The sequence below is a fragment of the Streptomyces sp. NBC_00016 genome, from assembly GCF_045040885.1.
Classification (GTDB): Bacteria; Actinomycetota; Actinomycetes; order Streptomycetales; family Streptomycetaceae; genus Streptomyces; species Streptomyces coriariae.
In genome coordinates this window covers 2,593,988-2,618,855 of record NZ_CP108304.1, presented here as the reverse complement: position 1 = coordinate 2,618,855, position 24,868 = coordinate 2,593,988, and the positions used below count along the sequence as shown (strand labels likewise).

Annotated in this window: 20 protein-coding genes; 11 read left to right on the top strand and 9 right to left on the bottom strand. The window is 71.9% G+C overall.

Going from position 1 to position 24,868, the window contains the following annotated elements; all coding sequences use genetic code 11:
- Nucleotides 1-8 precede the first annotated feature (8 nt).
- The 3 genes from OG933_RS11485 to OG933_RS11475 form a co-directional block, all read right to left on the bottom strand.
- Nucleotides 9-2,756 (bottom strand): nitrate- and nitrite sensing domain-containing protein, encoded by a 2,748-nt coding sequence (locus OG933_RS11485; protein ID WP_405626880.1) that lies wholly within the window; start codon nt 2,754-2,756, stop codon nt 9-11.
- A 68-nt stretch (nt 2,757-2,824) separates the two neighbouring features.
- On the bottom strand, nt 2,825-3,841 hold the full coding sequence (locus OG933_RS11480) for a substrate-binding domain-containing protein (RefSeq protein WP_362525169.1): 1,017 nt from the start codon (nt 3,839-3,841) through the stop codon (nt 2,825-2,827).
- A gap of 246 nt (nt 3,842-4,087) precedes the next feature.
- On the bottom strand, nt 4,088-4,939 hold the full coding sequence (locus tag OG933_RS11475) for an SAM-dependent methyltransferase (RefSeq protein ID WP_405626878.1): 852 nt from the start codon (nt 4,937-4,939) through the stop codon (nt 4,088-4,090).
- 98 nt (nt 4,940-5,037) lie between these two features.
- Here OG933_RS11475 and OG933_RS11470 point away from each other — a divergent pair, with 98 nt between their 5' ends.
- On the top strand, nt 5,038-5,505 hold the full coding sequence (locus tag OG933_RS11470) for a twin-arginine translocase TatA/TatE family subunit (RefSeq protein WP_405633352.1): 468 nt from the start codon (nt 5,038-5,040) through the stop codon (nt 5,503-5,505).
- Here OG933_RS11470 and OG933_RS11465 read toward each other — a convergent pair.
- From OG933_RS11465 to OG933_RS11455, 3 genes are all read right to left on the bottom strand, one after another.
- The gene (locus tag OG933_RS11465; RefSeq protein WP_405626875.1) at nt 5,502-6,500 is read right to left on the bottom strand and encodes a sporulation protein; all 999 of its coding nucleotides are present in this window, start codon (nt 6,498-6,500) and stop codon (nt 5,502-5,504) included. The two genes, OG933_RS11470 and OG933_RS11465, sit on opposite strands and share 4 nt — an antisense overlap.
- Nucleotides 6,501-6,742: 242 nt before the next feature.
- Complete coding sequence (locus OG933_RS11460) at nt 6,743-7,204, bottom strand: DUF6114 domain-containing protein (protein ID WP_362525165.1); 462 nt, start codon at nt 7,202-7,204, stop codon at nt 6,743-6,745.
- A complete protein-coding gene (locus tag OG933_RS11455; protein ID WP_020125291.1) occupies nt 7,204-7,869 on the bottom strand; it encodes a DUF6230 family protein in 666 nt (221 codons plus the stop codon). Before OG933_RS11455 ends, OG933_RS11460 begins: the two co-directional genes overlap by 1 nt.
- Nucleotides 7,870-8,553: 684 nt before the next feature.
- Between OG933_RS11455 and OG933_RS11450 the strand changes: the two genes are divergently transcribed.
- Nucleotides 8,554-9,189 (top strand): Tat pathway signal sequence domain protein, encoded by a 636-nt coding sequence (locus OG933_RS11450; RefSeq protein WP_362525210.1) that lies wholly within the window; start codon nt 8,554-8,556, stop codon nt 9,187-9,189.
- 76 nt (nt 9,190-9,265) lie between these two features.
- Here the strand turns inward: OG933_RS11450 and OG933_RS11445 are convergent, their stop codons facing one another.
- Nucleotides 9,266-10,204, bottom strand: a complete 939-nt coding sequence (locus OG933_RS11445) for a lytic polysaccharide monooxygenase (RefSeq protein ID WP_405626872.1) — start codon at nt 10,202-10,204, stop codon at nt 9,266-9,268.
- Between the two features lie 366 nt (nt 10,205-10,570).
- On the opposite strand from OG933_RS11445, the gene OG933_RS11440 reads away from it, so the two are divergent.
- From OG933_RS11440 to cyc2, 4 genes are all read left to right on the top strand, one after another.
- Nucleotides 10,571-12,379 (top strand): S8 family peptidase, encoded by a 1,809-nt coding sequence (locus tag OG933_RS11440; RefSeq protein ID WP_405626870.1) that lies wholly within the window; start codon nt 10,571-10,573, stop codon nt 12,377-12,379.
- Between the two features lie 574 nt (nt 12,380-12,953).
- Nucleotides 12,954-13,604 (top strand): ScbR family autoregulator-binding transcription factor, encoded by a 651-nt coding sequence (locus tag OG933_RS11435; RefSeq protein ID WP_362525158.1) that lies wholly within the window; start codon nt 12,954-12,956, stop codon nt 13,602-13,604.
- Between the two features lie 75 nt (nt 13,605-13,679).
- A complete protein-coding gene (locus tag OG933_RS11430; protein WP_405626868.1) occupies nt 13,680-14,984 on the top strand; it encodes a damage-control phosphatase ARMT1 family protein in 1,305 nt (434 codons plus the stop codon).
- Between the two features lie 284 nt (nt 14,985-15,268).
- The gene (gene cyc2 / locus OG933_RS11425; RefSeq protein ID WP_362525153.1) at nt 15,269-17,455 is read left to right on the top strand and encodes a germacradienol/geosmin synthase Cyc2; all 2,187 of its coding nucleotides are present in this window, start codon (nt 15,269-15,271) and stop codon (nt 17,453-17,455) included.
- Here cyc2 and OG933_RS11420 read toward each other — a convergent pair.
- Nucleotides 17,446-18,177 carry a glutamine amidotransferase-related protein gene (locus tag OG933_RS11420; protein ID WP_362525151.1) on the bottom strand — a complete coding sequence of 244 codons (732 nt, stop codon included), beginning with the start codon at nt 18,175-18,177 and terminating at the stop codon, nt 17,446-17,448. The two genes, cyc2 and OG933_RS11420, sit on opposite strands and share 10 nt — an antisense overlap.
- Before the next feature lie 94 nt (nt 18,178-18,271).
- Between OG933_RS11420 and OG933_RS11415 the strand changes: the two genes are divergently transcribed.
- The 5 genes from OG933_RS11415 to OG933_RS11395 all read left to right on the top strand — a co-directional run bounded on the left by OG933_RS11415 (nt 18,272) and on the right by OG933_RS11395 (nt 22,893).
- On the top strand, nt 18,272-19,138 hold the full coding sequence (locus OG933_RS11415) for a LysR family transcriptional regulator (protein WP_405626865.1): 867 nt from the start codon (nt 18,272-18,274) through the stop codon (nt 19,136-19,138).
- Between the two features lie 107 nt (nt 19,139-19,245).
- Nucleotides 19,246-19,863 carry a PDZ domain-containing protein gene (locus OG933_RS11410; protein ID WP_405626863.1) on the top strand — a complete coding sequence of 206 codons (618 nt, stop codon included), beginning with the start codon at nt 19,246-19,248 and terminating at the stop codon, nt 19,861-19,863.
- 108 nt (nt 19,864-19,971) lie between these two features.
- On the top strand, nt 19,972-20,601 hold the full coding sequence (locus OG933_RS11405; RefSeq protein ID WP_405626861.1) for a LysE family translocator: 630 nt from the start codon (nt 19,972-19,974) through the stop codon (nt 20,599-20,601).
- 143 nt (nt 20,602-20,744) lie between these two features.
- Complete coding sequence (locus OG933_RS11400; RefSeq protein WP_405626859.1) at nt 20,745-21,872, top strand: aminopeptidase P family protein; 1,128 nt, start codon at nt 20,745-20,747, stop codon at nt 21,870-21,872.
- Nucleotides 21,873-21,921: 49 nt separating this feature from the next.
- Nucleotides 21,922-22,893, top strand: a complete 972-nt coding sequence (locus OG933_RS11395; protein WP_362525140.1) for an aminoglycoside phosphotransferase family protein — start codon at nt 21,922-21,924, stop codon at nt 22,891-22,893.
- 105 nt (nt 22,894-22,998) lie between these two features.
- Here OG933_RS11395 and treZ read toward each other — a convergent pair whose 3' ends face one another.
- Nucleotides 22,999-24,744, bottom strand: coding sequence for a malto-oligosyltrehalose trehalohydrolase (gene treZ / locus OG933_RS11390; protein ID WP_405626857.1), 1,746 nt, complete (start codon nt 24,742-24,744; stop codon nt 22,999-23,001).
- Nucleotides 24,745-24,868 lie beyond the last annotated feature (124 nt).

The following is a 24,868-nucleotide window of genomic DNA, read 5'->3' as shown; positions in this document are numbered from 1 at the left end:
GAAGTCCTTCATGAGCGGTCGGCGGGCGGTGTCGGGGTCTGGGAGGTGCTCGCGGCGGTGACCGGCGGGCCGGGGGCCTCCTCGGTGGATGTTTCCTGCGGGTCGTCGGACCACAGGTCGGCGTCGGCGTGTGCTCGCAGCGTGCCTCGCTGGAAACCCGCGAGGGAAGAGGCCGCGCGCTCCGCGGTGAAGTCGTCCGGGTAACCGTCTTCCTCGACGGCCGCGGCGGATGTGGAGTCCTCGCGCAACTCGGTGGCGAGGCTGGTCTGCGGGACCCTGCGGGGCAACGGGGTGAGACCTTCGGGCCGCGCGGCCGCACCCGGGGGCCGGGCCGTGGCGGTCGCCACCCCGCTCGCCCGGAGGCCCCCACGACCCACGACGTCCGGCGCACCGGGCCCGGAGGCGGACGCATCGGCCGGGGCCGTCACGCCGTCCGTCGTCAGGGGCGAGTCGCCTGTCGAGGAGGAGTCGCCTGTCGAGGACGCCGTGCCCGTCGGGGACGCCGTGCCCGTCGAGGACGCGACGTCCGTCGAGGACGGGGAGTCTGCCGGGTCGGGGGAGTCCGGCGCAGGGCCCGCCGAGGCCGGCCGGCTCGGTGCCGGGTCCCACCCACTGGCCGATGGGGCCGACGAGTCGGGCGCCGCAACGGAGGCGCCCCTTGCCGGGAAGGGCGACGATGCCGGTGCGGTGCCCGACCGGCTGTGCTCCCGCGCCGCGTCCGGTGCGGCCCGCGCAGGTGACGGGAGGTCCGTGTCCGGGGAGGAGGATCCGGCGGTCGTCGGTTCGCTCGATTCCTCCGCAGCCGGGGCCGACGGACCGGGAGCCTCGCGGACCACGATGTCGTGCGGGACCAGCACGATCGCCGTGGTCCCGCCGTACGGTGACGAGCGCAGGGTGACGGCGATCCCGTGCCGGGTCGCCAGCTGGGCTATCACGAACATGCCCAGCCGCAGGTCGTCGGCGAGTGCCACCACGTCGAACTGGGGCGGGACCGCCAACTGCGCGTTGAACGAGGCGTAGTCCTCCTCGGACATGCCGAGGCCGCGGTCCTCGACCTCGATCGCCAAGCCCCTGGCCACCAGCGCGGCCCGTACGCCGACGGGGCTGGGGGCCGGCGAGTAGGACGTCGCGTTGTCGATCAGCTCGGCGAGCAGATGGATCACGTCCGCCACGGCGGGTGGTGCGATGTACACGTCCTCCTCGGTGTGCACCTCGGCCCGCCGGTACTCGGCGACCTCCCCGACGGCGCTGCGCAGGATGTCGATCAGCGCCACCGGCTCCGTCCAGCTGCGCCCCGGCCGGCCGCCGCTGATGATGACGAGGTTCTCCTCGTAGCGACGCAACTGGCTGGCCGTGGAGTCCAGTTCGTAGAGCCCGTTGAGGACCTCCGGGTCCTGGTGCCGCCGCTCCAGTGCGTCGAGTTTGCTGAGCTGGAGGTTGACCAGGTTCTGGCTCTGCCGGGCGATCCCCAGGATGACCTTCTGGAAACCGCGCCGGGTGTCGGCGAGTTCGACCGCGGTGTGCACGGCGGTGCGCTGCGCCGTGTTGAACGCCGCGGCCACCTGGCCGAGTTCGTCGCCGCCGTAGTCCAGCGGAGGGGTCGCCGAGTCCACGTCGACCGTCTCGCCCCGGTCCAGCCGGGCCACTACGTCCGGGAGCCGTTCGTGCGCCAGGCTCAGCGTGGCCATCCGCAGCCCGTGCAGCCGCCGCGACAGCGAGCGGGTGATACGCCAGGACATGCCGACGCACAGCAGCAGGGCGACGAGACCGCCGGCACTGAGCGAGGCGGCCGTGATGAGCAGCTCGCGCGCCTCGTCCGCACTGTGCTGGAGCAGTGCCGTGGTCTGCAGCCGGATCAGCCCCGAGTACTGGTCGGAGACCTCGATGAGCGCGGCACGCCATTGTTTCTGCACGTCCGGCAACGCGATGTCACCGTTTTCGCCCTGTTTCGCGCGGGCCGCGAGCACCTGGTTCTCCACGGACTCCAGGATCTGCCACTGGTAGCTCGTCAGGATCTTCTCGGTCTGCGTCTTCGCGGTGCCGGTGAGCGAGGGGACGATCTGGTCCTGCACGAGCCAGCGCCGGGTGTTGACCAACTGGGCGAACTCCGCCCACGTCTTGTCGTCCATCCGCTGTCGGGGCCCGGCGAGTGTGAGCTGGAGGTCCTCCTCGGAGACCAGTTCGGCCGCGTGCTCCAGGGCGATGAGCGGTCCGGCCTGCGAGGTGAGGTCGCCGTCGTCGACCTGGGACAGTTCCTGGAAGGCGTGGATCTGGTCGTCGATGATCGACGTGTACTGGTCCAGTGCCTGGGCGGCGGTGATGTCGACGGGGTCGTCCACCTGGCCCCGGTAGTACTCCAGGCTGCCCACGGAGGCGACGACCGAGTACATCCGGTCCCTGACGCGGTCGGACGCCTGCTGGATGTCGTCCGACCGGGCGACGAGCTTGGCGACCGCCGCGTCCGTCTTCTCGCGCTGCGCCTCCAGCGCGGCCCGGGAGCCGGCGGGCCGCGAAGCCAGCCACACGGCGGACAGGCTGCGCTCCTGCTGGAGCATGAGCGTCGCCTCGGTGCCCATGGCACCGGTAGACCGGCTCAGTTCGGTCTGCGCGCGCAGTCGCAGCCCCTCCGCGAACATCTGGGTCGTCGTCACACCCCACATGGCGGCGAGGGTGACGCTGGGCACCAGGGCCAGCAGGATCAGCGAGAGACGTATGGAGCCGAGACGTCGGCGCCGGGCACCTGTCCGTGGAGACATAGTCGTCCTAGAGCGATCAGCGGGGGAGGGGGAGGGGGAGGAGAGCGGGGGGAAGGGGGACGGTCCGGTCAGCGGGTGCCGGCGGCGGCGAAGCGGGCGACTTCGGCGACGTTGGTCTTCGTGACGAAGGCCGGGCCCGTCAGTACGGGCGACACGCCGCCGCCGCTGAGGTTGCCGTTGGTCTTGTAGAGCCAGAGCCCGTCGACAGCCAAGTAACCCTGAAGATAGGGCTGTTGATCCACCGCGAACTGAACGCTGCCGTCGCGGACGGCCGTGACCAGGTCCTTGTTGAGGTCGAAGGTGGCGACCTTCGCCTTGCTGCCGGCCTTCCCGGTCGCCTGCACCGCAGCAAGGGCGAACTGCGCCCCGTTGGCGATGACTTCGTCGATGTCGGGTTCCTGCCGCAGTCGTGCCGCCACGGCGGCGGTCATGGCGTCCATGTCCGTTCCGTCGACGTAGAGCATCTCGGTCTCGCCGGTGAACGTCTTCTTCACGCCCGCGCAGCGCGCCTCCAGGGCGATGTTGCCCCGCTCGTGGATGACGCACAGGGCATGCTTGGCGCCGAGGCCGTCGAGTTTGTCGCCGACGGCGCGGCCCGCGACGCTCTCGTCCTGGCCGAAGTACTCCAGGAGTCCCGCCGAACGCCAGGCGTCGATCCCCGAGTTGAGTCCGACCACGGGTATGCCTGCCGCCTTGGCCCGGGCCACCGGGCTCTTCATGGCCTGTGGTTTGGCGAGGGTCACCGCGATGCCGTCGACCCGGTCGCTGATCGCGTCCCGCACCAGCTCGGCCTGTCCGGCGGCGTCGGGGTCGCTGGCGTAGGTCAGGTCGACACCGTCCTTGGCGGCCGCGGCTTCGGCGCCCTTGCGTACCAGTTCCCAGAAGTCGTCGCCCTCGGCGCCGTGGGTGACCAGGGTGATCTTGATGCGGTCGGCCGAGCCGCCGGCCGCGTCCATGTCCGAACCGGACGACGTGGTGCCGGAGCAGCCGGTCAGCAGGAGGAGGCAGCAGGCCGCGGCCAGGGCGGTGAGGCGTACGGATCCGAGGGGAACGGGAGCGGAGGGAGCGGGGAGGGGAGTGTTCATGGGGGGCTGCACCTCGCTGTGCGGCAGAGCAGGGAGGACGGGGCGAGCGCCGCCGGAGCGAGGGGGTGTGCACCGGCGAGAGGCATTCGTTGGCTCGGAGCCAACCGTGTGTGACCGCTGGTAGTCAAGTGAGCAACCACATGGGGTGAGGCGCTGCTGCCGCATTGTGATCCGGGACGGTGCGGCGAGGACCGAAGGGAGCATATCCGCAGTTGAACTGACTGATCGTCAATCGCCGTGTGTGGCTCAGGGCTTGCGGGCCACCGCCCCGTACATCGCGATGTCCGCGTCGCGGACGACCTCCGTGCCGGTGCCGTCGGGACGCCAGTGGTGGACCTGGACGATCCCCGGGTCGACCAGGTCGAGGCCCGTGAAGAACTCCGCCGCCTCCGCCCGGGTACGCAGCCGCATCGGCATACCGCGGGCCGCGTACTCGCGGGCGACGCGGCCGACCTCCTCGGGCGCGAAGTCCGCGGTGCCGATGGACATCGCCAGGTAACTGCCCGGGGGCAACGGGGCGAGCAGGCGGCGGACGATGCCGACGGCGTCGTGCTCGTCGAGCAGGAAGTGGACGATCGCGATCACGGTGAGGGCGACGGGCCGGCCCGGATCCAGCGCCGTACGGAACTCCGGCGCGGCCAGGATGTCGGCCGGGTCGCGCATGTCGGCCTCCAGGTAGGCCGTGCGGCCCTCGGGCGTGCTGCTCATCAGGTTCCGGGACAGGTCCAGGACGAGCGGGTCGTTGTCGACGTAGACCACCCGGGAGTCGGGGGCCGCCGCCTGGGCGATCTCGTGGATGTTGGGGGAGGTGGGGATACCGCTGCCGATGTCGAGGAACTGGCGTATCCCGGCCTCCCGGGCGAGGTGGCGCACGGCGCGGTTCATGAAGTCGCGGTTGGCACGCATGTGGACGGGGAGCGCGGGCCACTCCCGGACCATGGCGTCCCCGGCCTCGCGGTCCGCTGGGAAGTGGTCCTTGCCGCCGATGATGTAGTCGTAGATCCGAGCGGAGTGCGCGGTCCCGGTGTCGACGGCGTCGTTCTCCGGGCCGGTCTCGGCGCCGGTCGTTTCGCCGCTGTCCATTGCGTCGCTGTCCATACGTCCCAACCTTCCACTTGTGACGGACGGTCGAGCCGGAAAGCGCGTTTTCCGCGCCCTGGCCGCCCGTGCCGATCGTGGCCGTCGTCGTCCCCGTGATGTTCGGCTCGAAGAAGCTGCCGGACACGGCACGGGCGCTCGGTCAGTCGTTGCGGGTCCTCAGGAGCGAGGCCGAGGCGACGAAGGACGAGGCGGGGCGGGGCGGCCGGAGCGCGGCACGGTACCGCTGTCGCGAACGGCACGGGGAACGTCACGGGAACCGCCGTCGCGAACGGCACGGCGAACGCGCCAGCGAACCCGGCGCAGACGGTGACCGCCCCGGCAGGGCCTTCCGCGACGGCAAGCTGAAGGCGCCGAAGGACCTGAAGCCCTCGAACGCTCCGAAGGCCGCAGGGCCGCAGGGCCGCAGGGCCGCAGGGTCGCGAAGGCGGCGAAGGCCGCGAAGCCGCGAGGCCGCGAAGGCCGGTCCAGCCCTCGTCCCCCCCGGGGTTCTCCTCCGGCCCTTCTCGCGCTTCTTCCGCTCTCCTGGTTTGCCTCGTGCGCCTGGTCCTCCTCGCTCCTTCTAGTCCTCCTCGCTCTCCTCCGCTTCGTCTTCCTCTTCCCCTCCCTCGAAGAAGTCATCTATCTCGTCGACCACTTCGGCCGCCACCATGCCGCCGACGAACCCCACGCCCAGTCCTACCGCGCCCGCGGCGACCGCCGTGCCCACGCCGGGGCCGCCGGAGCCATGGACGGCGAGGTGGTCCGCGTGCGGTGCGGAGTGGACGTACGCCTGCGCGCCGTACGCCTCCCGGTGCTCGGTCAGTCTGCGGATCCAGCCGTCGACCTCGCTGTTCCAGTCGAGGACGGGCACGTCCTCGTGGCGCACGGTGAAGCGGGTCAGCGCGTCATGGCCGGGGGTGAGCGGGCCGCCTCGCTTGTCGGCCTCCAGTACGACCTCCAGGCCGGACGCGGTGGTGAGGAAGGTCAGCTCGATCTCGGTCACCGCGTGCGCGTACCGCGGGGGCGGGGTGAGCTCGATCTCCTGGTAGAACGGCAGCCGTTGCCCCGTGCCCCCGATGCGGCCGAGCTCCAGGTCGGCGGAGCGGAAGCCGAACCCGAGCTGTCCGAGCGCCTCGAGGACCGCCTCCTGCACGGGCAGGGGACGGACGATCAGCGGGTCGAGATCGCCCCGGTCGCGGGCGTCGGCCACCGCGAGCTCGGTGCGCACGCCCAGGACGACGCCCAGCGGCTGCCCGTACAGCTCGGTCACCGGCGTCTCCCAGGGCACCGTGACCGAGAACGGCACACTGCGTTCCTCGTCCGCACCGAGCCGGAAGCCCCCACCGACGACATACCGCTCGAAGGCGACGGTGCCCTCGCTCTCGCCTTCCGCACGCTCCGCCTCGACGCGCGCCAGCAGCTCCAGGCCGATCTCCTCGATCTCCACGGCCGCGCCGCCGCCCCGCAGCCGGACCTGACCCGACAGTGCCCCACCGGGCCGTATCGCCTCGCCGTCGAGCACCGTGTCCACCGAGGGGCCGCCTACGCCGATCGCCCCGAGCAGCCGTTTGAACACCATGCCGCTGTCGCTCCTTCACGCCGAACCCATTGCCTCAAACCAATTGCAGTGATCTTCCGCTGAACTCGTCGCGACGGCAAAGAAGTTCCCAAGTCACCTGTTCGAATGACGTGCGGTGGCGGGGTGACGAAACCGGCGGGGCCGGGCGCGGCCTGCTGTGCGCAGGTCGTCCCGGCCCCGCCGGTGAAGTGACGTACGGCCGTGAGTCACGTCCGCGCGTCAGGTCCGCGAAGGTCCGCGGGTCAGGCGGGCTTCCCCGCTCCGGGCAGCGGGCCGTCCTGCCGGACCGACTCGGCCGTCCGGTCCGTCCGCGTCTCCTTGCGCCGCTGCCGGCGGCTCTCGCGCGGTTCCTGGTCGGGCAGCCAGCCGAAGGACAGGCTGCTGCCCACGGCACCCATCAGAAGGCCGATGACGAAGCCGCCGATGTTGGAGGTGAGCCAGGTGCCCAGGGAGAGCAGGATGGCGATGATCGAGTAGAACAGCCGCTGGGTCGGGTTGAAGAGGATCAGCAGACCGCAGACCACCATCAGGGTGGGCAGCAGGTAACCCGCCAGGCCCTGCATACCCACATGAAGGATCACCGGGAGCGGCGCCTTCATGGTCACGAGTATCTCGGCGCCGCCCAGGACGAGCAGCACGCCGCCCGCGAAGGGCCGGTGGCCTCTCCACTCCCGGAAGCGGTCCCGCCACTGGGTGAAGGTCATTACTTGCAGCCCTCGCTCGAGAAGCTCATCTTCAGGCCGGGAAGCTTGAAGACGGCTGCGGTGGCCGCGTAGTTGTGCTGATACAGGTTCTTGATGACGACCGTGTCGGCCTGCTGGCCGTAGACGCCCGCGGGACCCTGGATCGGGACCTTGTCGAAGGTGCTGGAGTCGCGGCCGATCTCGATGTTGTTGAACTCGGCGTCGCCCGAGATCTCGTCGGAGTCGATGGCCAGGTTCTTCACGCTCACCGGCGTGGATCCGCCGCCGGCCCGCAGGATGAGCTGGATGCCGCCGAGGTCGACGCTCTGGCACATGTTGGTGATCTTGCCGTTCTTCACGACCGAGGTGACGACCAGGACCTGGCCGCCGGTGTCGCCCTGGTTGGGGCTGTTCTCGATCATGTTGTCCAGGCCGCCGAACTGGGCGAAGCCCTCACCGTCGAGCCGGTCGGCGGTGACGACGAAGGGCATCCCGGAGATCGCGAACTGGACGCCCAGGGCGCCCTGCGCGGTGAGGACCGCGAGCCCCGCGGCGATGAAGGTGGCGGGCACCGCCATGACGGCGGCCCGGCGCAGCCGGACCCGGCCGCGTCTCGCTGCGGAACCGCTTTCGGGGTTCTCGGGGGTGTGGTCGGCGGACGAATTGACGTCCGGGGACGAGGCCATGTCTGCTCCCATGCACTTGGTCATGCGGGTTGGGCTTCAGTGGCACGTTGTCCTGGCGCGGACAGCGGCTGCCGCGCACGCCCCCTCGCGACTCCCGGAAACCGCAAGGGCTTTCTGGTTACGCAGCAGTAGCCGACGAGGAAGTTACCGATGGTTACACCAGCCGGTCAAGGGAGATGTGGAAAAAGAGTGTTCATTATGTGCCGCCCGCGGACCGTATGCCGCGAGGGTCTTCCGCATATATCTGTCGGACCATCAACTTTGTTGCAGAGCCTTGACGTTGACGGAACATCAGGTCTACAACTCTCCCTGGCTCAGCCGGGATCCGTGGCGCCGGATCCGCAGCGCGGCGACACCGCCGCGCTCCCGGACGCTTTCAGCCAGTACGGGCCACTCGGTCCCGAGCTCGATCCCTTCACGGCACCGGTACGGCCGCTTCCCCCCGCGGGCCGCGACCGGTCGCCCCTCCCCGCCCGGCCCGGCCGGAGTCACTCGCCAGTGCCTCCGACCGGTCACCGGCCGGCCGCCGTTGCCGGTCCGTCACGTACGGAGAAGGCGTCACGGGCCGGCGGCGGCGGACGCCGATCGGCGTCCCCCCTCTGTCGCGACCAGCGACGCGCCGGTTCACCCCCCACCAGCCAATCCCCCCAATGAAGCCCCACTTGAGAAAGAGGCACCCGCATGCTGCGCTCCCGCTCCCTCCTCGCCCTCGCAGGTACCGTCGCCGCCCTCTCGCTCACCGCCGTCACCCCGGCCTCCGCGGCCGGCGCGGTGCTGACGACCGCCAACGGCGACGTCGCCGTCGGTGACGTCCTCAACGCCTCGCTCGCCAGCGGCACGACCGCCACGCTGTACTCCAGCGCGACCGGCACCAGCGGCGTCTCCTGTGCCACGTCCGGGTTCAGCGCCACCGTCACCGACAACCCCACCGCGCCCGGCACCGCCACCGAGTCGCTCACCGCGCACACCTTCAGCAACTGCACCGCGAACGTCGTCGGCGTGCTCGGCGTCACCAGCATCACGGTCAACAACCTGTCCTACACCACGAGCGTCTCCTCCGACGGCACCGTCACCGTGACCCCGCCGAGCGGCTCCACCATCCAGACCACGGTCGTGCTGCGCACCCTGCTGGGCAGCATCAACTGCGTCTACCAGGCGCCCAGCCTGACCGGCGCGGCGAGCAACGCCGACAACAGCATCACCTTCACCAGCCAGCAGTTCACCAAGTCGTCGGGCTCGTCGCTCTGCTTCGCCAACGGCTACTTCACCGCCAAGTACGCCCCGGTGACCGACGCGGGCGCGGCCGTCACCGTCAACTGAACAGCGTCACCCGCAACCGAACACCGTCCGCGCGACTGATCGGGCGACGCACAACCGGGCTCCGTGCGAACGGGGTTCAGCGTCGACGCAGACGCACGACGAGGGCGGCGCCGCCGGTGAGCACCAACACCGCCGCGGCGCCGCCCGCCAGCACGGGTGCGGACGGCCCGGAGCCGGCGGCCCCGGTGGTGGACGCCACCGGGGTGCTCTCGGGGTCGGCCGAGGCGGCCTGGGCGGGAGCGGCGCCGGACGCGGTCGCCACCGACGGAGCGGCGGACGGTGAGCTCGGCGCCGTGCTCGCGGACGCCGAGGGCTTGGCCGAAGCGGGCGCCTTCGACGGCGGGCTGCTCTCCGGCTTGCTTTGTGAAACCGCTTCCGGGAACACCACGTCGGAGCACGAGTAGTAGGTGTCCGGCGTGCTGCTGTTCTGCCAGATCGTGTAGAGCATCTGACGACCCGTCCGGTCGGCCGGCAGCTTCGCGGTGAGGTGGTAGGCGCCGTCCGTCAGCGCCGGATCCTTGACCTCGGCGAAGGGCCTCGTCGGCAGGTCGGACCAGGTGAGCGGCTTCGAGGGGTCGTACCCCGGCTTCGTCAGATACAGCTTGAACGTGCCGGTGTGCGCGATCGTCGAGGCGTACGTCATGCGCAGCGTCCCGCCCGGGCTGAGCCGGGTCGACGGCCAGTCGGCGCGGGCGAGGTCGAGTCCCTTGTACGCGGACAGGCCGCCGCTGCACAACTGCCCGTCGGGAATGGTCTGCCGGTCGCGGCCGTTCACGTTCGCCACCCGCAGGTTGTCCCACGCGGCGAAAGAGGTGCCGCCTGCGTCGACGGCCGCCCGGCAGGCCGCGGTCCTCGCGTCGGCTCCGCCTTCGGGGGAGCAGGCGAACACCCGGCTGACCGGATTCGTGGGGGCGCCGTGCGCCTGGGCCGGTCCGGCGGCCCACAGGCCCAGCAGGAGCGGACTCACGGCGGCGGTCGCCAGGGCTGCGGTGCGGTGTGCGGTCGTGCGGGGCATCGGGGACGTCTCCTCGGCCGGCGCGGGAACGGTCTGCTGTCAGTACGGGAATCCGGTCCGGCGCGTTCAGCACGTCGTCCGGTGGCTGTCGCGCCGTACGGACACGATCAAATCGGGCGTTCGTTGACCGATCTGGCTCGACGAGGGTTGGTTTTTGGCCGGATCGAGGGTTTCCCCTGTATCCGGATGACTGATCCTTTGCCTATCGTTCCTGCACAGCCGACCCACAGGTAACCCCGACGGGGTCGGTTCCCGCGCCTGGCCGGCCTTTCGCGCTGCTCTTCGATGCACCCCCCGCCGCTTCCCCGCCGAAGCGAATCGACCGCCGCTCCGCCCTGCCCGGAGTCGGTTACGAAAGGCACGCCCTTGCGCACCTCACCCGCCCTGAGACGGAAGCTGATATCCGTCGCCGCGACCTCCGCGGCCCTGCTCACCGCCGCATCGACGGCGTCGGCCGTCGCCGCCCAGGAAACCGTTTCCCAGGGTTCCGCCGTCCCCGCCGCCCAGACCGAGGCCGCGCCCGGCACCCCGGCCGAGCGCCTCATCGTCGGTTACAAGTCCGGTACGGCCGAGGCCAGGTCGAACCCGGCCGCCGAGGCCGACGCCGCCGCCAAGGGTGAGAAGACCGGCGAGGACGTCGACTTCCAGCGCCGTCTGGGCACCGGCGCCGCCCTGGTCGACCTGGGTGACGACCTCACGAAGGCGGATGTCGCCGACGTGGTCGCCCAGTACCGGGCGGACCCGCAGGTGGCCTACGTCGTCCCGGACCGGCTGAACAAGCCGAAGGCCGACCCGAACGACACCGAGTACACCAAGCAGTGGGACCTCTTCGAGACCACCGCCGGTATGAACGTGCCGGGCGCCTGGGCCACTTCGACGGGTACCGGGGTCACCGTCGCCGTCATCGACACCGGTTACGTCGCGCACACCGACCTCGCCGCGAACATCGTCGGCGGCTACGACTTCATCGCCGACACCGCGGTCTCCGTCGACGGCGACGGCCGCGACAGCAACCCGGCCGACCCGGGCGACTACTACGCCGCCAACGAGTGCGGCTCCGGCGTCCCGGCGAGCAACTCCTCCTGGCACGGCACCCACGTGGCCGGCACCATCGCCGCCGTCACGAACAACAACAAGGGTGTCGCGGGCATCGCGTACGGCGCGAAGATCTCGCCGGTCCGGGTGCTCGGCAAGTGCGGCGGTTACGACTCCGACATCATCGACGCGATCACCTGGGCGTCCGGCGGTACCGTTTCCGGTGTTCCCGCCAACTCCAACGTCGCCAAGGTCATCAACATGAGCCTGGGCGGCGACGGGGCCTGCACCTCGGCGACCCAGAGCGCCATCACCGCCGCCGTGAACCGGGGCACGACCGTCGTGGTGGCCGCCGGCAACGAGAGCGACAACGTCGCGAACCACTCGCCGGGCAACTGCAACAACGTCATCTCGGTCGCGGCGACCAACCGCACCGGCGCCAAGGCGTCCTACTCCAACTACGGCTCCCTCGTGGACATCTCGGCGCCCGGCGGCCAGACCAGCACCGGCACCGCGAACGGCATCCTGTCCACCCTGAACTCCGGGACCAAGACGCCGTCGAGCGAGTCGTACGCCTACTACCAGGGCACCAGCATGGCCACCCCGCACATCGCGGGCCTGGTCGCGCTGGTCAAGTCGGCGAACTCCGCGCTGACCCCCGCGCAGATCGAGACGGCCATCAAGAACAACGCCCGTGCGCTGCCCGGCGCCTGCTCCGGTGGCTGCGGCGCGGGTCTGGCGGACGCGGCCAGGACGGTGCAGGCGGTGAGCGGCTCCGGCGGCTCCACGGGGGGCACCACCTTCACCAACACGACCGCGGTCGCGATCCCGGACAACGGTTCCGCCATCGAGTCCTCGATCGCCGTCAGCGGCCGCTCCGGCAATGCCCCGACCGCCCTCAAGGTCGGTGTCGACATCACCCACACCTACCGCGGCGACCTGGTGATCGACCTCGTCGCGCCCGACGGCACCGCCTACCGGCTGAAGGCGGCCAGTTCCTCGGACTCCGCCGACAACGTCAGCACCACCTACTCGGTGAACGCTTCCGGCGAGACCGCCAACGGCACCTGGAAGCTGCGTGTCCAGGACACCGCCGCGCAGGACACCGGCAAGCTCAACAGCTGGCAGTTGACGTTCTGAGGCAACTCGCTTCTCGCCGCTCGCGACGACAGGGCGGGCCGGCCGGTGTGGATGGACACCGGCTGGCCCGCCCTCGTCTGTTTCGGCCTGTTTCCGGCGAAGCCTGTTTCGACCTGTTTCCGTGCGGCACCGTGGGCCCCGACTCCGGAGCCGTCGGCAAGTTCCCCTCGGCGGCAACGAGTTGCCCGTGCGTTTCCAGCCGTTTCCCCGGAAACAAACCGGCCGCCTCGCACATGAATGTCGCCCGAGAGGTGTGCTCCACAGGGCGCCGTGGGAACCTCGGTATGCGGTTACACGTGTCGCTCGGGTGTTCCGGCATCCTGCCCGCAAGGCGCTCACAAGCGGAAACCGCGCACCCCGTCTCTTTCGAGTCGGGCTCGATTATGCCCCCGGTATGTTCTCTGTGGGAGGCTTCCGTGGCGGGCCCGCGGTGGCGTGCAAGTCGGTTGCGCGTAGGGGGTGTCGGCGGTCTGTACTCCCGTGGCCACTACAGGCGTACTGTGAGCTATTGTGTACGGTGAGTAAGAAAAAACGGCATGACCCGTTCGTTACCGACCCGGGAGAATACCAGTCGATGGCGAGGCAGTTACGCGCCGAACAGACCCGCACGACGATCATCACGGCCGCCGCCGACCTGTTCGACCGGCGCGGCTACGAGTCGACAAGCCTCAGTGACATCGTCGAGCACGCCCATGTCACCAAGGGCGCCCTCTACTTCCACTTCGCGGCGAAGGAGGATCTGGCGCACGCCATCATGGAGTTGCAGTCCTCGGCCTCACGCCGGATCGCCGGCGAGATCGACGACCGTGGCTACGCCTCGCTCGAAGCCCTGATGCGCCTGACGTTCGCCCTGACGCGGCTGTCGGTGGAGGGCCCGATCACCCGGGCCGGCCTACGGCTGGCCACGGGGGGAGTGGCGGTCCGGCCGCCCTTGTCGCATCCCTTCGTGGAGTTGCTGGACCTGATCTCCCGGCGGCTCGGCGGCGCGCTCAAGGAGTCCGACATCCATCCGGACGTCGACGTCGACGCCGTGGCGCACTCCCTGGTCTGCTTCTTCGTCGGCACCCGGGTCGTCGGCCGCTCCCGTGAACCCGCCGGCCGGCTGCCCCGCCGGATGGCCGAGATGTGGCACGTCCTCATCCGCGGCCTGGTACCGGTACCGCGCCGACCGCGCTATCTCAGCCTCGCGGCACGGCTGGAGCGGGAGATCATGGCGGTGGTGTGAGGGGCTCGGGGCGCGCGGCCGAGGTGCGGGTGACGGTCGGCCCGAGCGGAGCACCCCCGGGATACGGTGAGCCGCATGTCCGACACCCCCGCGCCGCCCGTGATCCTCGGCGACGAACCCGGCTCGTTCCCCCACGGCGTCCTGGCCGAACGGCATCCGGCGATCATCCAGCAGGTGCGGGAGGCGTTCCCCTACGGTCCCGACATCCACCGGAGCCTGGACGCGCTGCTGGACAACTGCACCAAGGGCGTGATCGAACCGCTCTCCGCCGGCGCGCCCGACCGTGACCGGTGGCGGACCTGGGGTCTCGACGCGTACGCCGGCCGATCCTGGTTCGACGTGCCCTGGCTGTGGTCGGAGAGTTACTTCTACCGTCAACTCCTCGACGCTGTCGGATACTTCGGTCCCGGGCCCTGGCAGGGCATCGACCCGTTCCGCCCCTTCAAGCTCGCCGAGCTCGACGCGCCCGAGACCGACGAGGAACTGGCCGCGCTCGACACCCTCGAGGGCCGCCCGGTCGACGAACGGGCCCGCGCGCTCCTGCACGGGTCCCTCTGGGGCAACCGTGCCGACCTCGGTTTCCGGCTGTCCGACGTCGAGGCGGAGAAGCGGGCGGCGGTGACGGGGCTGGTCGCCGACGACAGCGAGACGCTGTGGTCGCTGCTGCCGGTCTCGAACGCGGCCGCGGATTCGTACACAGATGCAGGTACGGAAACCGGTTCCCGAACCGGCACCGAAACCGGCACAAGTGCCGATGCCGATGCAGGCGCCGGCACCAGTACAGGTACCGGTACAGGCACCGGCACCGGCACCCTGTGCCTGGTCGCCGACAACGCGGGTCGGGAGCTGATCCCCGATCTTCTCCTGGCCGCCCACCTCCTCGCGCACGGGCGGTGCGGCCGCGTCGTCCTGCACGTCAAGCCGTACCCGTACTACGTCTCCGACGCCACCACGGCCGACGTCGTCGACGCGCTCAGGAAGCTGACGGCCGCGCGGGGAGCGGCCGCCGGCTTCGGCCGACGGCTCTGGGCGGCCATGGAAGACGGCACCCTCACGGTGCGGGCCCATCCCTTCTCCGCGGCCCCGTTGCCCTACGCCGCGATGCCGGACGATCTGCGGGCCGAGTTCGCCGCGGCCTCCCTGACCATCGTGAAGGGCGACCTCAACTACCGTCGCCTGGTGGGCGACAGCCGGTGGCGCCCGACCACCCCGTTCGCCGATGTCACCGCCTACTTCCCCGGCCCGGTCGCGGCGCTGCGCACCCTGAAGTCCGACGTGATCACCGGCCTGGACGCCGGCACCGAGGCCGCACTGGTCGCCGCCGAGGGGCAGCGCTGGCGCACCGGAGGCACGCACGCGCTGATCCAGGTACGGGAGTGACACCCGCGGAGCGGCCGGGCGAAGAGGCCGTCGGGGTTGCCGAGCCGGGCCCGGAGCGGGCACCGAACTGCCGGGCGAACGCGACCGGAGTGCCCGCCGCGGTCCGCCCGCGTCACCGGCGCTGATCGAGGACGACCGACGACGATCGGGCACGTGGCGTGCGTGCCCCGGCGACGGATACGCCAAGTCCCGTACGGTTCACGGCTTCCCGCCCGATTCACGCGATGGTGTGATCATGTGTCGCCCCGCGGATGGAGGCACGGACCCCCGGGTAGGGCCCGGCCATGACGCAACCGTTCGAACTCCCGCACTTCTACATGCCGCACCCGGCGCGCCTGAACCCGCACGTCGAGGAGGCGCGGTCCCACTCGACGCAGTGGGCGCGCGACATGGGCATGCTGGAGGGGTCCGGGATCTGGGAGCAGGCCGACCTGGAGGCGCACGACTACGGCCTGCTCTGCGCCTACACCCACCCCGACTGCGACGGTCCCGCGCTGTCGCTGATCACCGACTGGTACGTGTGGGTGTTCTTCTTCGACGACCACTTCCTCGACATGTTCAAGCGCACCCCGGACCGGGCCGCCGGCAAGGCGCACCTGGACCGGCTGCCGCTGTTCATGCCGCTGGACCTGTCGGAGCCCGTGCCCGAGCCGCGCAACCCGGTCGAGGCGGGCCTCGCCGACCTGTGGACGCGTACGGTGCCGGACATGTCGCAGGACTGGCGACGCCGCTTCGCCGTGGCGACCGAGCACCTGCTCAACGAGTCGATGTGGGAGCTGTCCAACATCAACGAGGGGCGGATCGCCAACCCCGTCGAGTACATCGAGATGCGGCGCAAGGTGGGCGGCGCGCCCTGGTCGGCGGGGCTCGTGGAGTACGCGACCGCCGAAGTCCCGTCCGCCGTCGCCGGGTCGAGGCCGCTCAGGGTGCTGATGGAGACCTTCTCCGACGCCGTGCACCTGCGCAACGACCTGTTCTCCTACCAGCGCGAGGTGGAGGACGAGGGCGAGAACAGCAACGGCGTGCTTGTCCTGGAGACGTTCTTCGGCTGCACCACCCAGGAGGCCGCCGACACCGTCAACGACATCCTCACCTCCCGCCTCCACCAGTTCGAGCACACCGCGTTCACCGAAGTGCCCGCGGTGGCCCTGGAGAAGGGCCTCACGCCCGACGAGGTCCTGGCGGTCGCCGCGTACACCAAGGGTCTGCAGGACTGGCAGTCCGGCGGCCACGAGTGGCACATGCGCTCCAGCCGCTACATGAACAAGGGCGCCACCTCCGAGGCTCCCTGGCAGAGGCTGAGCGGTCCCGGCACCTCCGCCGCCGACGTCGGCGCGCTGCTCGCCTCGGCCGCCACCGAACGCCTGCGGGCGTACGCGCACGTGCCGCACCAGAAGGTCGGCCCGTCGTTGCTGCCCGACTTCCACATGCCCTTCCCGGTGGAGCTGAGCCCGCACCTGGAGGCGTGCCGCCCGCGTCTGACGGCCTGGACGCACCGGATGGGCATCCTGGAGGAGGGCGTCTGGGACGAGGACAAACTCGCCGCCTACGACCTCCCGCTGTGTTCGGCCGGCCTCGACCCGGACGCCACCGCGGAGGAACTCGACCTCAGCGCCCAGTGGCTCGCCTGGGGCACCTACGGCGACGACTACTACCCGCTCGTCTTCGGCAATCGCCGCGACCTGGCCGCCGCGCGCCTGACCACGGCCCGGCTGTCCGCCTGCATGCCCGTCGACGGTGAGGCGGCGCCCGTCGTCCCCGCCAACGCCATGGAGCGCGGCCTGATCGACCTGTGGGCGCGCACCACCGCGGGCATGACCCCCGACCAGCGGCGTACTCTGCGCGACGCGGTCGACGTCATGACCGAGAGCTGGGTGTGGGAGCTGTCCAACCAGCTCCAGAACCGTGTCCCCGACCCGGTCGACTACCTGGAGATGCGCCGCGCCACCTTCGGCTCCGACCTCACGCTGAGCCTGTGCCGTATGGGCCAGGGCCCCGCCGTGCCTGCGGAGGTCTACCGCAGCGGTGTCGTCCGCTCGCTGGAGAACGCCGCCGTCGACTACGCGTGCCTCACCAACGACGTCTTCTCGTACCAGAAGGAGATCGAGTACGAGGGCGAGGTGCACAACGCGATCCTCGTCGTGCAGAACTTCTTCGGCTGTGACTACCCGACCGCGCTCGGCATCGTCCACGACCTGATGACCCAGCGCATGCAGCAGTTCGAGCATGTCGTCGCACACGAACTGCCGATCCTCTACGACGACTTCGACCTCTCGCCCGAGGCCCGCGAGGCGATGGGGCACTACGTCGCCGACCTTCAGAACTGGCTGGCGGGCATTCTGAACTGGCACCGCGAGGTCGACCGCTACAAGTCCGCGTACCTGGCCCGCCGCACCCACGGCTTCCTGCCGGACCTCGCGCCGCCGGTGCCCGTCCCGCACCTGTCGGTCTTTGCGCTCTCCTACGGCTGACGCTCCTTGCGGGAGGCGTGCTCGACCGCGGCTCGGGCCAGTGCCCGGACGATCGGGTGCGGGCGCGAGCCGTCGCCGGACAGCTCCGGCTGGAAGAGGGAGGCCAGGAAGAAGGGGTGGCCCGGCAGTTCGGCGATCCGCACCTGGCCGTTCTCGTCGTGGCCGGAGAAACGCAGGCCTCGGGCGCGCAGGGTGTCGAGGTGGCGGGAGGGGCCGTACGCGCAGAAGTAGCGCTCGACCGTGCGCTCCGAGCCGATCACGGACTGGGCGAGCGACCCCGGCTCGATCGTCACGACGCCCTCGTGGCCGACGAGCGAACAGGCCAGGGGCTCGATGAGCAGATCGTCCGCGTCGGGGTCGTTCTCGGCGTGCGCCGCCCGCGACAGTCCGCAGACGTTGCGGGCGTACTCCAGGAGCGCGTGCTGGAAGCCGCCGCAGGTGCCGAGGAAGGGGATGCCCTCCTCGCGCGCCGTGCGGATCGCGGACAGGACGCCCGCCTCGCTGCGGTAGGGGCTGCCCGGCACCACCCAGACCGCGTCGAAGCCACGCACCGCGCCCTCGGCGCGCGCCTCCTCGGACGGGATCCAGTAGGCGTCCAGGAGCAGCCGGTCCCGGGCGGCGAGAGCGTCCACCAGGAGCGGGACGCGGGTGTGCGAGACGACGTTCGGGGAGCGGTCGCCGACCAGGGCGACCTTGGCGATCCGAGCTGTGGTGTCGGTCATGCCGTTCATCCTGGCGGCGCCGCGGACTTCACGTCCAACGATGATTCCTGCACCCTCGATAAGCAGAACTGATGCGGCCTGCGACCCTGGGCGCATGGACCCGCATCTGCTGCGCACGTACGTCACCGTCGCGCGCCTCGCCTCCTTCTCCGAAGCCGCCCGGGAACTCGGCTACACCCAGTCCGCCGTCTCCCAGCACATCGCGGCCCTCGAACAGGACCTCGGCGCCCCGCTGCTCACCCGCCGGCCCGTCCTGCCCACCACGGCCGGTGAGCGGCTGCTCGAACACGCGGGACCGCTGCTGCTGCGCCTGGACGCGGCTCGCGCGGACGTCGTCCGGATCGCCTCGGCGCCCTCGCACGGGCTGACCCTGGCCGGCTCGCCGACCGCCCTCGGCCCGGCGGCCCTCGCCGCGCTCCCGCCCGCCGGTGTGACGCTGCGGGTGCTGGGCCGTGACGACGTCTGCGCCGCCGTCGCCGACGGGACGGCCGACGTGGGCCTCGTCGACGGCCTGGCCGCGCCCAGCGACCCGCTCCGGCTGCCCGACGTCGCGCCGCTGACCACGTACGGCGTCGGCGAGGAGCCGGTCCGTGTCCTGCTGCCCGCCGGCCACCCACTGGCCCGGCGCAGCGGCCTGCGCCTGGGCGACCTCGCCGACGCGCGCTGGCTGGACGCCCCCGAAGCCGGGCTGCCGCTGCCCCAGCTGCGGGCCGCGAACGGCGGCCACGGCTTCCGCCCCGCCCTGCGCTACGACGGCACCGACCTCCGCGTCCTGACCGCCCTGGTGGCCGCCGGCCACGGCCTCACCCTGCTGCCCCGCTCGGTGGCGGCCGATGTGCCGGGCACGGCCGCCGTCCCGGTCACCGGGCCGCGGGTCGTCCACCGGGTCGAACTCGTGTACGCGGGTATGCCGTCGGGGGCGGTGCGGACGCTGGTGGAGGCGCTGTCGACCCGTCCGTGACCTGCGGTGCGGCCGACCGGTACCGCTCCTGACCCTGGGGCAGTCTCACTCGTTCGTGGCTCGTGGTGCGCCGTTGCGCCGGGTAGAGCACCAGCCGGAGGCGATCCATGGAACAGACAGCGTTGCGTCCCAAGCCCATGCCCGGATCCGAGCCCGGCGGCGGTGCCGGGCCGGGCGGCCAGGGTCGGCGCCCGCACGCCGCGCGCCGCCGCGGCCGACGGCTGACGACCCTGCTGTTCGGCCTGTTCGCCGGCACCGTCCTGGTCCTGTCCGGCGTCGGACTCGGCACCGTGGGGGCGACCGTGATCGGCATGAGCAGACTGGCCGAGCTCCAGAAGCAGACCGGGCCGGGCGCACCGGGCGCACCGGGCGCCGCGTCCGCGTCGGGCCGGCCGAGCCCGGCCACCCCCGGCGGGTCGTCCGGGTCGGCCGGGGCGGCCACCGCGTCCTCGCGACCGCCGGACGCCACCCTGGGCCTGGAGGCCGTGGACGCGGAGAGGACGGGCGCCGAGATCGTCGCCGTCCACATCCCCGGCCCCGGCTACACCGCGGGCCTGGTCCGCGGCGACGTCCTGCTGAAGTTCGGCCGTACCAGGATCGACTCGGCGACGGACCTCGCCCGGGCGGTCGACGAGGCCCGTCCCGGCAAGCAGATCGTGCTGACGGTGCGTCATCACAGCGGCGGATACGGTCGGTTGACGGTGATGCCCGGCGTCGTCACCTGAGCGGGTCCCGACGCGGCCGCCCGCACCGGGGGGCCGCCGACGCCCGGCGCTCGGCCCCGCCGGGGAAACCACTGGCCAGGACGGACCCGCCGCGTCACCATGAGCGCCATGCCGACCTCCCGGTTGGCCTTCCTGGGCGCCTGCACCCTCGTCGCCGCCTCACCCGGGCCGAGCACCGTGCTCATCGTCAAGCAGTCGCTGCGCAGCTGCCGCGCCGGCTTCCTGACGGTGCTCGGCAACGAGACCGGCGTGTTCGTCCGGGGCCTCGTCGCCGCGTTCGGCCTGACCGCCCTGCTGACCGCCTCCCAGGTGGCGTACGACGTGCTGCGCGTCGTCGGCGCCGTCGTGCTGGTCTGGTTCGGTGTCCAGGCACTGCGGCAGGCGCGCAGGACCGAGGAGGACGGCGCGCCGGTCGACGACGGCCGGGAGGGCGTCGAGCAGAGCGGCCGGGCCTCCTGCCGGAGCGGGCTGCTGCTGAACCTCGCCAACCCCAAGGCGGCCGTCTTCGCCCTGTCCTTCCTGCCGCAGTTCGTGCCGCAGGGCGCCCCGCACCTGCCGGCCATGGTGGGGCTCGCCGCGCTCCGGGCGGTCTACGAAATCGGTTACTACGGTCTGTACGTGTGGTTCGTGGGCCGGATGAAGGCCCTCCTGTCCCGGGCCGGGGCACGCCGCCGCCTGGAGCAGGTCTCCGGCGGCGTCCTGCTGCTCCTCGGCCTGCGGATGGCCCTGGACGGCTGACCCGGGCCGGTCACCCGCCCGAAACCCGCGTCGACCGGCTCGCGCGACCCCCGCCGTACGGGCAGGATGCTGCCCGTGGCCATCACGTCAGCGTCACCCCGTCCGTCACACGTCAGTCGCCACGTCCTGTCTGGGAGGCCCGGATGACCGGCACCGCCACCGCGCCCTTCACCGCCGACGACTACCGGGCCCGCATGGAGCGGGCCGCACGCGAGGCCGCCGACGCCGGCCTCGCCGGACTCCTCGTGGCGCCCGGACCCGACCTCGTGTGGCTGACCGGCTACGCGCCCACCGCCGCCACCGAACGGCTCACCCTGCTCGTCCTCGCCCCCGGCCGGGACCCGGTCCTCGTCGTGCCGACGCTGGAGGCCCCCGACGCGGCGAAGGCGGCCGGCGCCCCGGCGCTCACCCTGCGGGACTGGACCGACGGCAAGGACCCCTATGCCGCCACCGCCGCCCTCCTCGGCACGGGCGGCCGTCTCGGGATCAGCGACAACGCCTGGGCGATGCACCTGCTGGGCCTCCAGAAGATCCTGCCCGCCACCTCCTACGCCTCGCTCACCGAGGCCCTGCCGATGCTGCGCGCCGTCAAGGACGCGGCGGAGCTGGAACTGATGGCGGCCGCGGGAGCCGCCGCGGACCGGGCGTTCGAGGAGATCCGGAAGGTTCCCTTCGCCGGGCGCAGGGAGACGGAGGTCGGCGCCGACCTCGCCGGGCTGCTGCGCCGGTACGGGCACTCCCAGGTCGACTTCACCATCGTCGCCTCCGGGCCGAACGGAGCCAACCCGCACCACGAGGTCGGCGACCGGGTCATCGAACGCGGCGACATGGTCGTCCTGGACTTCGGCGGCCTGAAGGACGGCTACGGCTCCGACACCTCCCGCACCGTGCACGTCGGCGAACCCACCGAGGAGGAGCGCCGGGTCCACGACCTCGTGCGCGCGGCCCAGGAGGCGGGCTTCCGGGCGGTCCGGCCGGGCGTCGCCTGCCAGGAGGTCGACCGGGCCGCCCGCGCGGTCATCACGGACGCCGGCTACGGCGAGTACTTCATCCACCGCACCGGCCACGGCATCGGCGTCACCACCCACGAGCCGCCGTACATGATCGAGGGCGAGGAGCGGCCGCTCGTGCCCGGCATGTGCTTCTCCGTGGAGCCCGGGGTGTATCTGCCGGGCCGGTTCGGCGTGCGCATCGAGGACATCGTCACCGTCACCGAGGAGGGCGGCCGCCGTCTCAACGACACCACCCGCGAGCTGGTCATAGTGGACTGACCCGCCTCCAGCAGTCCCCGGCACCCATCCGAACGGCAACGGCGCGACCATGAACCAGGCACCGACACCCACCGCGGACACCGTCCGCCGACTGGTCCGCGCGCTCCTCGACGAGGGCGGCGCGGGCGGCTCCGGGCCCGAGGTCCGGCCCGTCGTCGCGGGCGGCTCGCCCGCCACCTGGTGGGTCGGCACCCGCCATGTGCTGCGTCTCGCGACCGACCGTGAGACGACCCTGCGGCGCCGCCGCGAACTGCGGCTGCGCGACCTCGTCCGCCCGCACGTCCCGGTCGCCGTACCCACCAGCGTCGCGCACGGCGAGTGGTCGCCCGGACTGGTGTACACCCTCGACACCAAGCTGCCCGGCGGCACCGCCGAGGAGCACGACGTGTCGGCCGTCGGCGAGGCGGACCTCGCCGGACTGCTCCGGGGACTGCGCGAGGTGCCGCCCCGGCAGGCCGAGGCGCTCGGTGTGCCGCGCACCGCCCCGCGCTCGCTGGAGGCGCTGCGGCGGATGGCGGTGACCGCCGCCGAACGCCTCGCCCGCGCCGACGAGTTCGACCCGGCCCGCCTCCATCAGCTCACCTCGCCCGGCGCGGCCCAGCTCGCCGCCCAGCCCGGCACCGCCGTCCTCGTCCACCACGCGCTGCGGGGCGAGCACCTCGTGGTGAGCGCCGACGGCCGGGTGCGCGCCGTCCTCGACTGGACCGGCGCGGTCCTCGGGGATCCCGCCGAGGACATCGCCGGGCTCGCCCTCGCCGTCGGCTCCGGCGCCGCCGTCCGCGCCGCCACCCTCGCCGGTTACGGCGCCCGCCCCTGCCTGCGTGGCCTGTGGCTGGCCCGCTGCGACACCGTCGTCCGCCTCGCGGAACGCCTCGACCGCCGCACCGCCGGCCCGCACGACGCCGAAGCGCTCACCCTCCCACGGGTCCGGCTGGGACGCGCCTGGGAGGCGATCCTGCTGGAGCGGGTGACGGAGTTCCGCGAGGAGGGGGAGGACGGCGGGGCCGACGAGGAGGCATGAGCGGACGGTGGAGGGCGGGGGACGGCCCTGCGGAGGAGGTGGCGGCGGCCCCTCCACCGGGTTGCCCCGCCGGGTTGCCCCCCGGGTTGCCCCACCGGGTCTCGCTCAGTCCTGCTCCAGCACCACGCACGACTCGCCGGGCACATGCAGCAGCCCGTCCCGGCCGGGTACGTCCACCGGATCCCAGGTGGCGAGGACGCGGGCCGGACGCGGGCCCAGCGGGATCGCGGCCGGCTCCTTGCCGAGGTTGACGGCCACCCGGACGTCACCGCGCCGGAACGCCAGCCAGCGGGCCCGCGCGTCGTGGGCGACCTTGATGTCGGCCAGATCCGGATCGGTGAGGTCCGCGGTCGCGTGCCGCAGTGCGATCAGCTCGCGGTACCAGGCCAGCACGCGCGCGTGGGGCTCGCGTTCCGGCTCGGACCAGTCCAGGCACGAGCGCTCGCGTGTCGCCGGGTCCTGCGGGTCGGGCACGTCCTCCTCGGCCCAGCCGTGCGCCGCGAACTCCCGCCGCCTGCCCCGCCGTACGGCCTCGGCGAGCTCCGGGTCGGTGTGGTCGGTGAAGTACTGCCAGGGCGTGCCCGCCGCCCACTCCTCGCCCATGAAGAGCATCGGCGTGAACGGCGCGGTCAACGTCAACGCGGCCGCGCAGGCCAGCAGGCCGGGGGAGAGGGAGGCGGAGAGGCGGTCGCCCTGGGCGCGGTTGCCGATCTGGTCGTGGGTCTGGGTGTACCCGAGGAGCCGGTGCGCGGGCAGGCGGGTGCGGTCCAGCGGGCGGCCGTGGTGCCGGCCGCGGAAGCCGGAGTAGGTACCGTCGTGGAAGAAGCCGCCGGTGAGGGTCTTGGCGAGCGCGGCGAACGGGGCGCGCGCGAAGTCGGCGTAGTAGCCCTGGGACTCGCCGGTGAGCGCGGTGTGCAGGGCATGGTGGAAGTCGTCGTTCCACTGCGCGTGCAGGCCCAGACCCCCTGCCCGGCGGGGTGTGATCAGCCGCGGGTCGTTCAGGTCGGACTCGGCGATCAGGAACAGCGGCAGGCCGGTCTCCGCCGCGAGGGCGTCCACCGCCGTCGACAGCTCCTCCAGGAAGTGGCACGCGCGCGTGTCCGCCAGCGCGTGCACCGCGTCCAGCCGCAGCCCGTCGAGCCGGTAGTCGCGCAGCCAGGCCAGCGCGCTGCCCACCAGATAGGCGCGCACCTCGTCCGAGCCGGGCGCGTCCAGGTTGATGGCGGCGCCCCACGGCGTGTGGTGCGTCTCGGTGAAGTACGGGCCGAACACGGGCAGGTAATTGCCGGACGGGCCGAGGTGGTTGTGCACCACGTCCAGGACGACGCCCAGACCGAGCGCGTGGGCCCGGTCGACGAACCGCTTCAGCGCCTCGGGACCGCCGTACGGCTCGTGCACCGCCCACGGCGACACCCCGTCGTACCCCCAGCCGTGCCGGCCGGGAAACGCGCACAACGGCATCAACTCGATGTGTGTGACACCGAGTTCGGCGAGATGACTCAGGCGCTCCGCGGCCGCGTCCAGGGTGCCCTCGGGGGTGTACGTGCCCACGTGCAGCTCGTACAGGACCGCGCCCGGCAGCGGTCGGCCGGACCACTGCGTTCGCCACTCGTGGCGGGTCTGGTCGACGACCGCGCTCAGCCCGTCCGGGCCGTCCGGCTGACGGCGCGAGCGGGGGTCCGGGCGGACGGGCCCGTCGTCCACCGCGAACCCGTACCGCGTGCCGTCCGCGGCCTCCGCCTCACCGGTCCACCACCCCGCCCGCTCCGGATCGCGCTCCAACGCGCGGGTGACGCCGTCGCACTGGAGCGTCACACGTTCGGCCTGCGGTGCCCACACCTCGAACTGCACGGACGGTTCCCCTTCGTCTGCTCACCGTGATGTAGCCCGTCGCCTCCATCGTGCTCCACCCGAGATCAATCCGCTTTTGGAACACTCCCATTGGCGGCATGCGGGCGGGCCGGGCGTTTTCGCG

What these genes read in the sequence shown, in the direction of transcription:
- OG933_RS11460 (WP_362525165.1), bottom strand. Translation starts at nt 7,204, where the DNA reads ATGACCTTCACCCAGTGGCGGGACCGCTTCCGGGAGTGGAGAGGCCAC.
- OG933_RS11470 (WP_405633352.1), top strand. Translation starts at nt 5,038, where the DNA reads ATGTTCGGCTCGAAGAAGCTGCCGGACACGGCACGGGCGCTCGGTCAG.
- OG933_RS11455 (WP_020125291.1), bottom strand. Translation starts at nt 7,869, where the DNA reads ATGGCCTCGTCCCCGGACGTCAATTCGTCCGCCGACCACACCCCCGAG.
- OG933_RS11430 (WP_405626868.1), top strand. Translation starts at nt 13,680, where the DNA reads ATGTCCGACACCCCCGCGCCGCCCGTGATCCTCGGCGACGAACCCGGC.
- cyc2 (WP_362525153.1), top strand. Translation starts at nt 15,269, where the DNA reads ATGACGCAACCGTTCGAACTCCCGCACTTCTACATGCCGCACCCGGCG.
- OG933_RS11405 (WP_405626861.1), top strand. Translation starts at nt 19,972, where the DNA reads ATGCCGACCTCCCGGTTGGCCTTCCTGGGCGCCTGCACCCTCGTCGCC.
- OG933_RS11415 (WP_405626865.1), top strand. Translation starts at nt 18,272, where the DNA reads ATGGACCCGCATCTGCTGCGCACGTACGTCACCGTCGCGCGCCTCGCC.
- OG933_RS11395 (WP_362525140.1), top strand. Translation starts at nt 21,922, where the DNA reads ATGAACCAGGCACCGACACCCACCGCGGACACCGTCCGCCGACTGGTC.
- OG933_RS11445 (WP_405626872.1), bottom strand. Translation starts at nt 10,204, where the DNA reads ATGCCCCGCACGACCGCACACCGCACCGCAGCCCTGGCGACCGCCGCC.
- OG933_RS11435 (WP_362525158.1), top strand. Translation starts at nt 12,954, where the DNA reads ATGGCGAGGCAGTTACGCGCCGAACAGACCCGCACGACGATCATCACG.
- OG933_RS11410 (WP_405626863.1), top strand. Translation starts at nt 19,246, where the DNA reads ATGGAACAGACAGCGTTGCGTCCCAAGCCCATGCCCGGATCCGAGCCC.
- OG933_RS11465 (WP_405626875.1), bottom strand. Translation starts at nt 6,500, where the DNA reads ATGGTGTTCAAACGGCTGCTCGGGGCGATCGGCGTAGGCGGCCCCTCG.
- OG933_RS11485 (WP_405626880.1), bottom strand. Translation starts at nt 2,756, where the DNA reads ATGTCTCCACGGACAGGTGCCCGGCGCCGACGTCTCGGCTCCATACGT.
- OG933_RS11480 (WP_362525169.1), bottom strand. Translation starts at nt 3,841, where the DNA reads ATGAACACTCCCCTCCCCGCTCCCTCCGCTCCCGTTCCCCTCGGATCC.
- OG933_RS11420 (WP_362525151.1), bottom strand. Translation starts at nt 18,177, where the DNA reads ATGACCGACACCACAGCTCGGATCGCCAAGGTCGCCCTGGTCGGCGAC.
- OG933_RS11400 (WP_405626859.1), top strand. Translation starts at nt 20,745, where the DNA reads ATGACCGGCACCGCCACCGCGCCCTTCACCGCCGACGACTACCGGGCC.
- OG933_RS11475 (WP_405626878.1), bottom strand. Translation starts at nt 4,939, where the DNA reads ATGGACAGCGACGCAATGGACAGCGGCGAAACGACCGGCGCCGAGACC.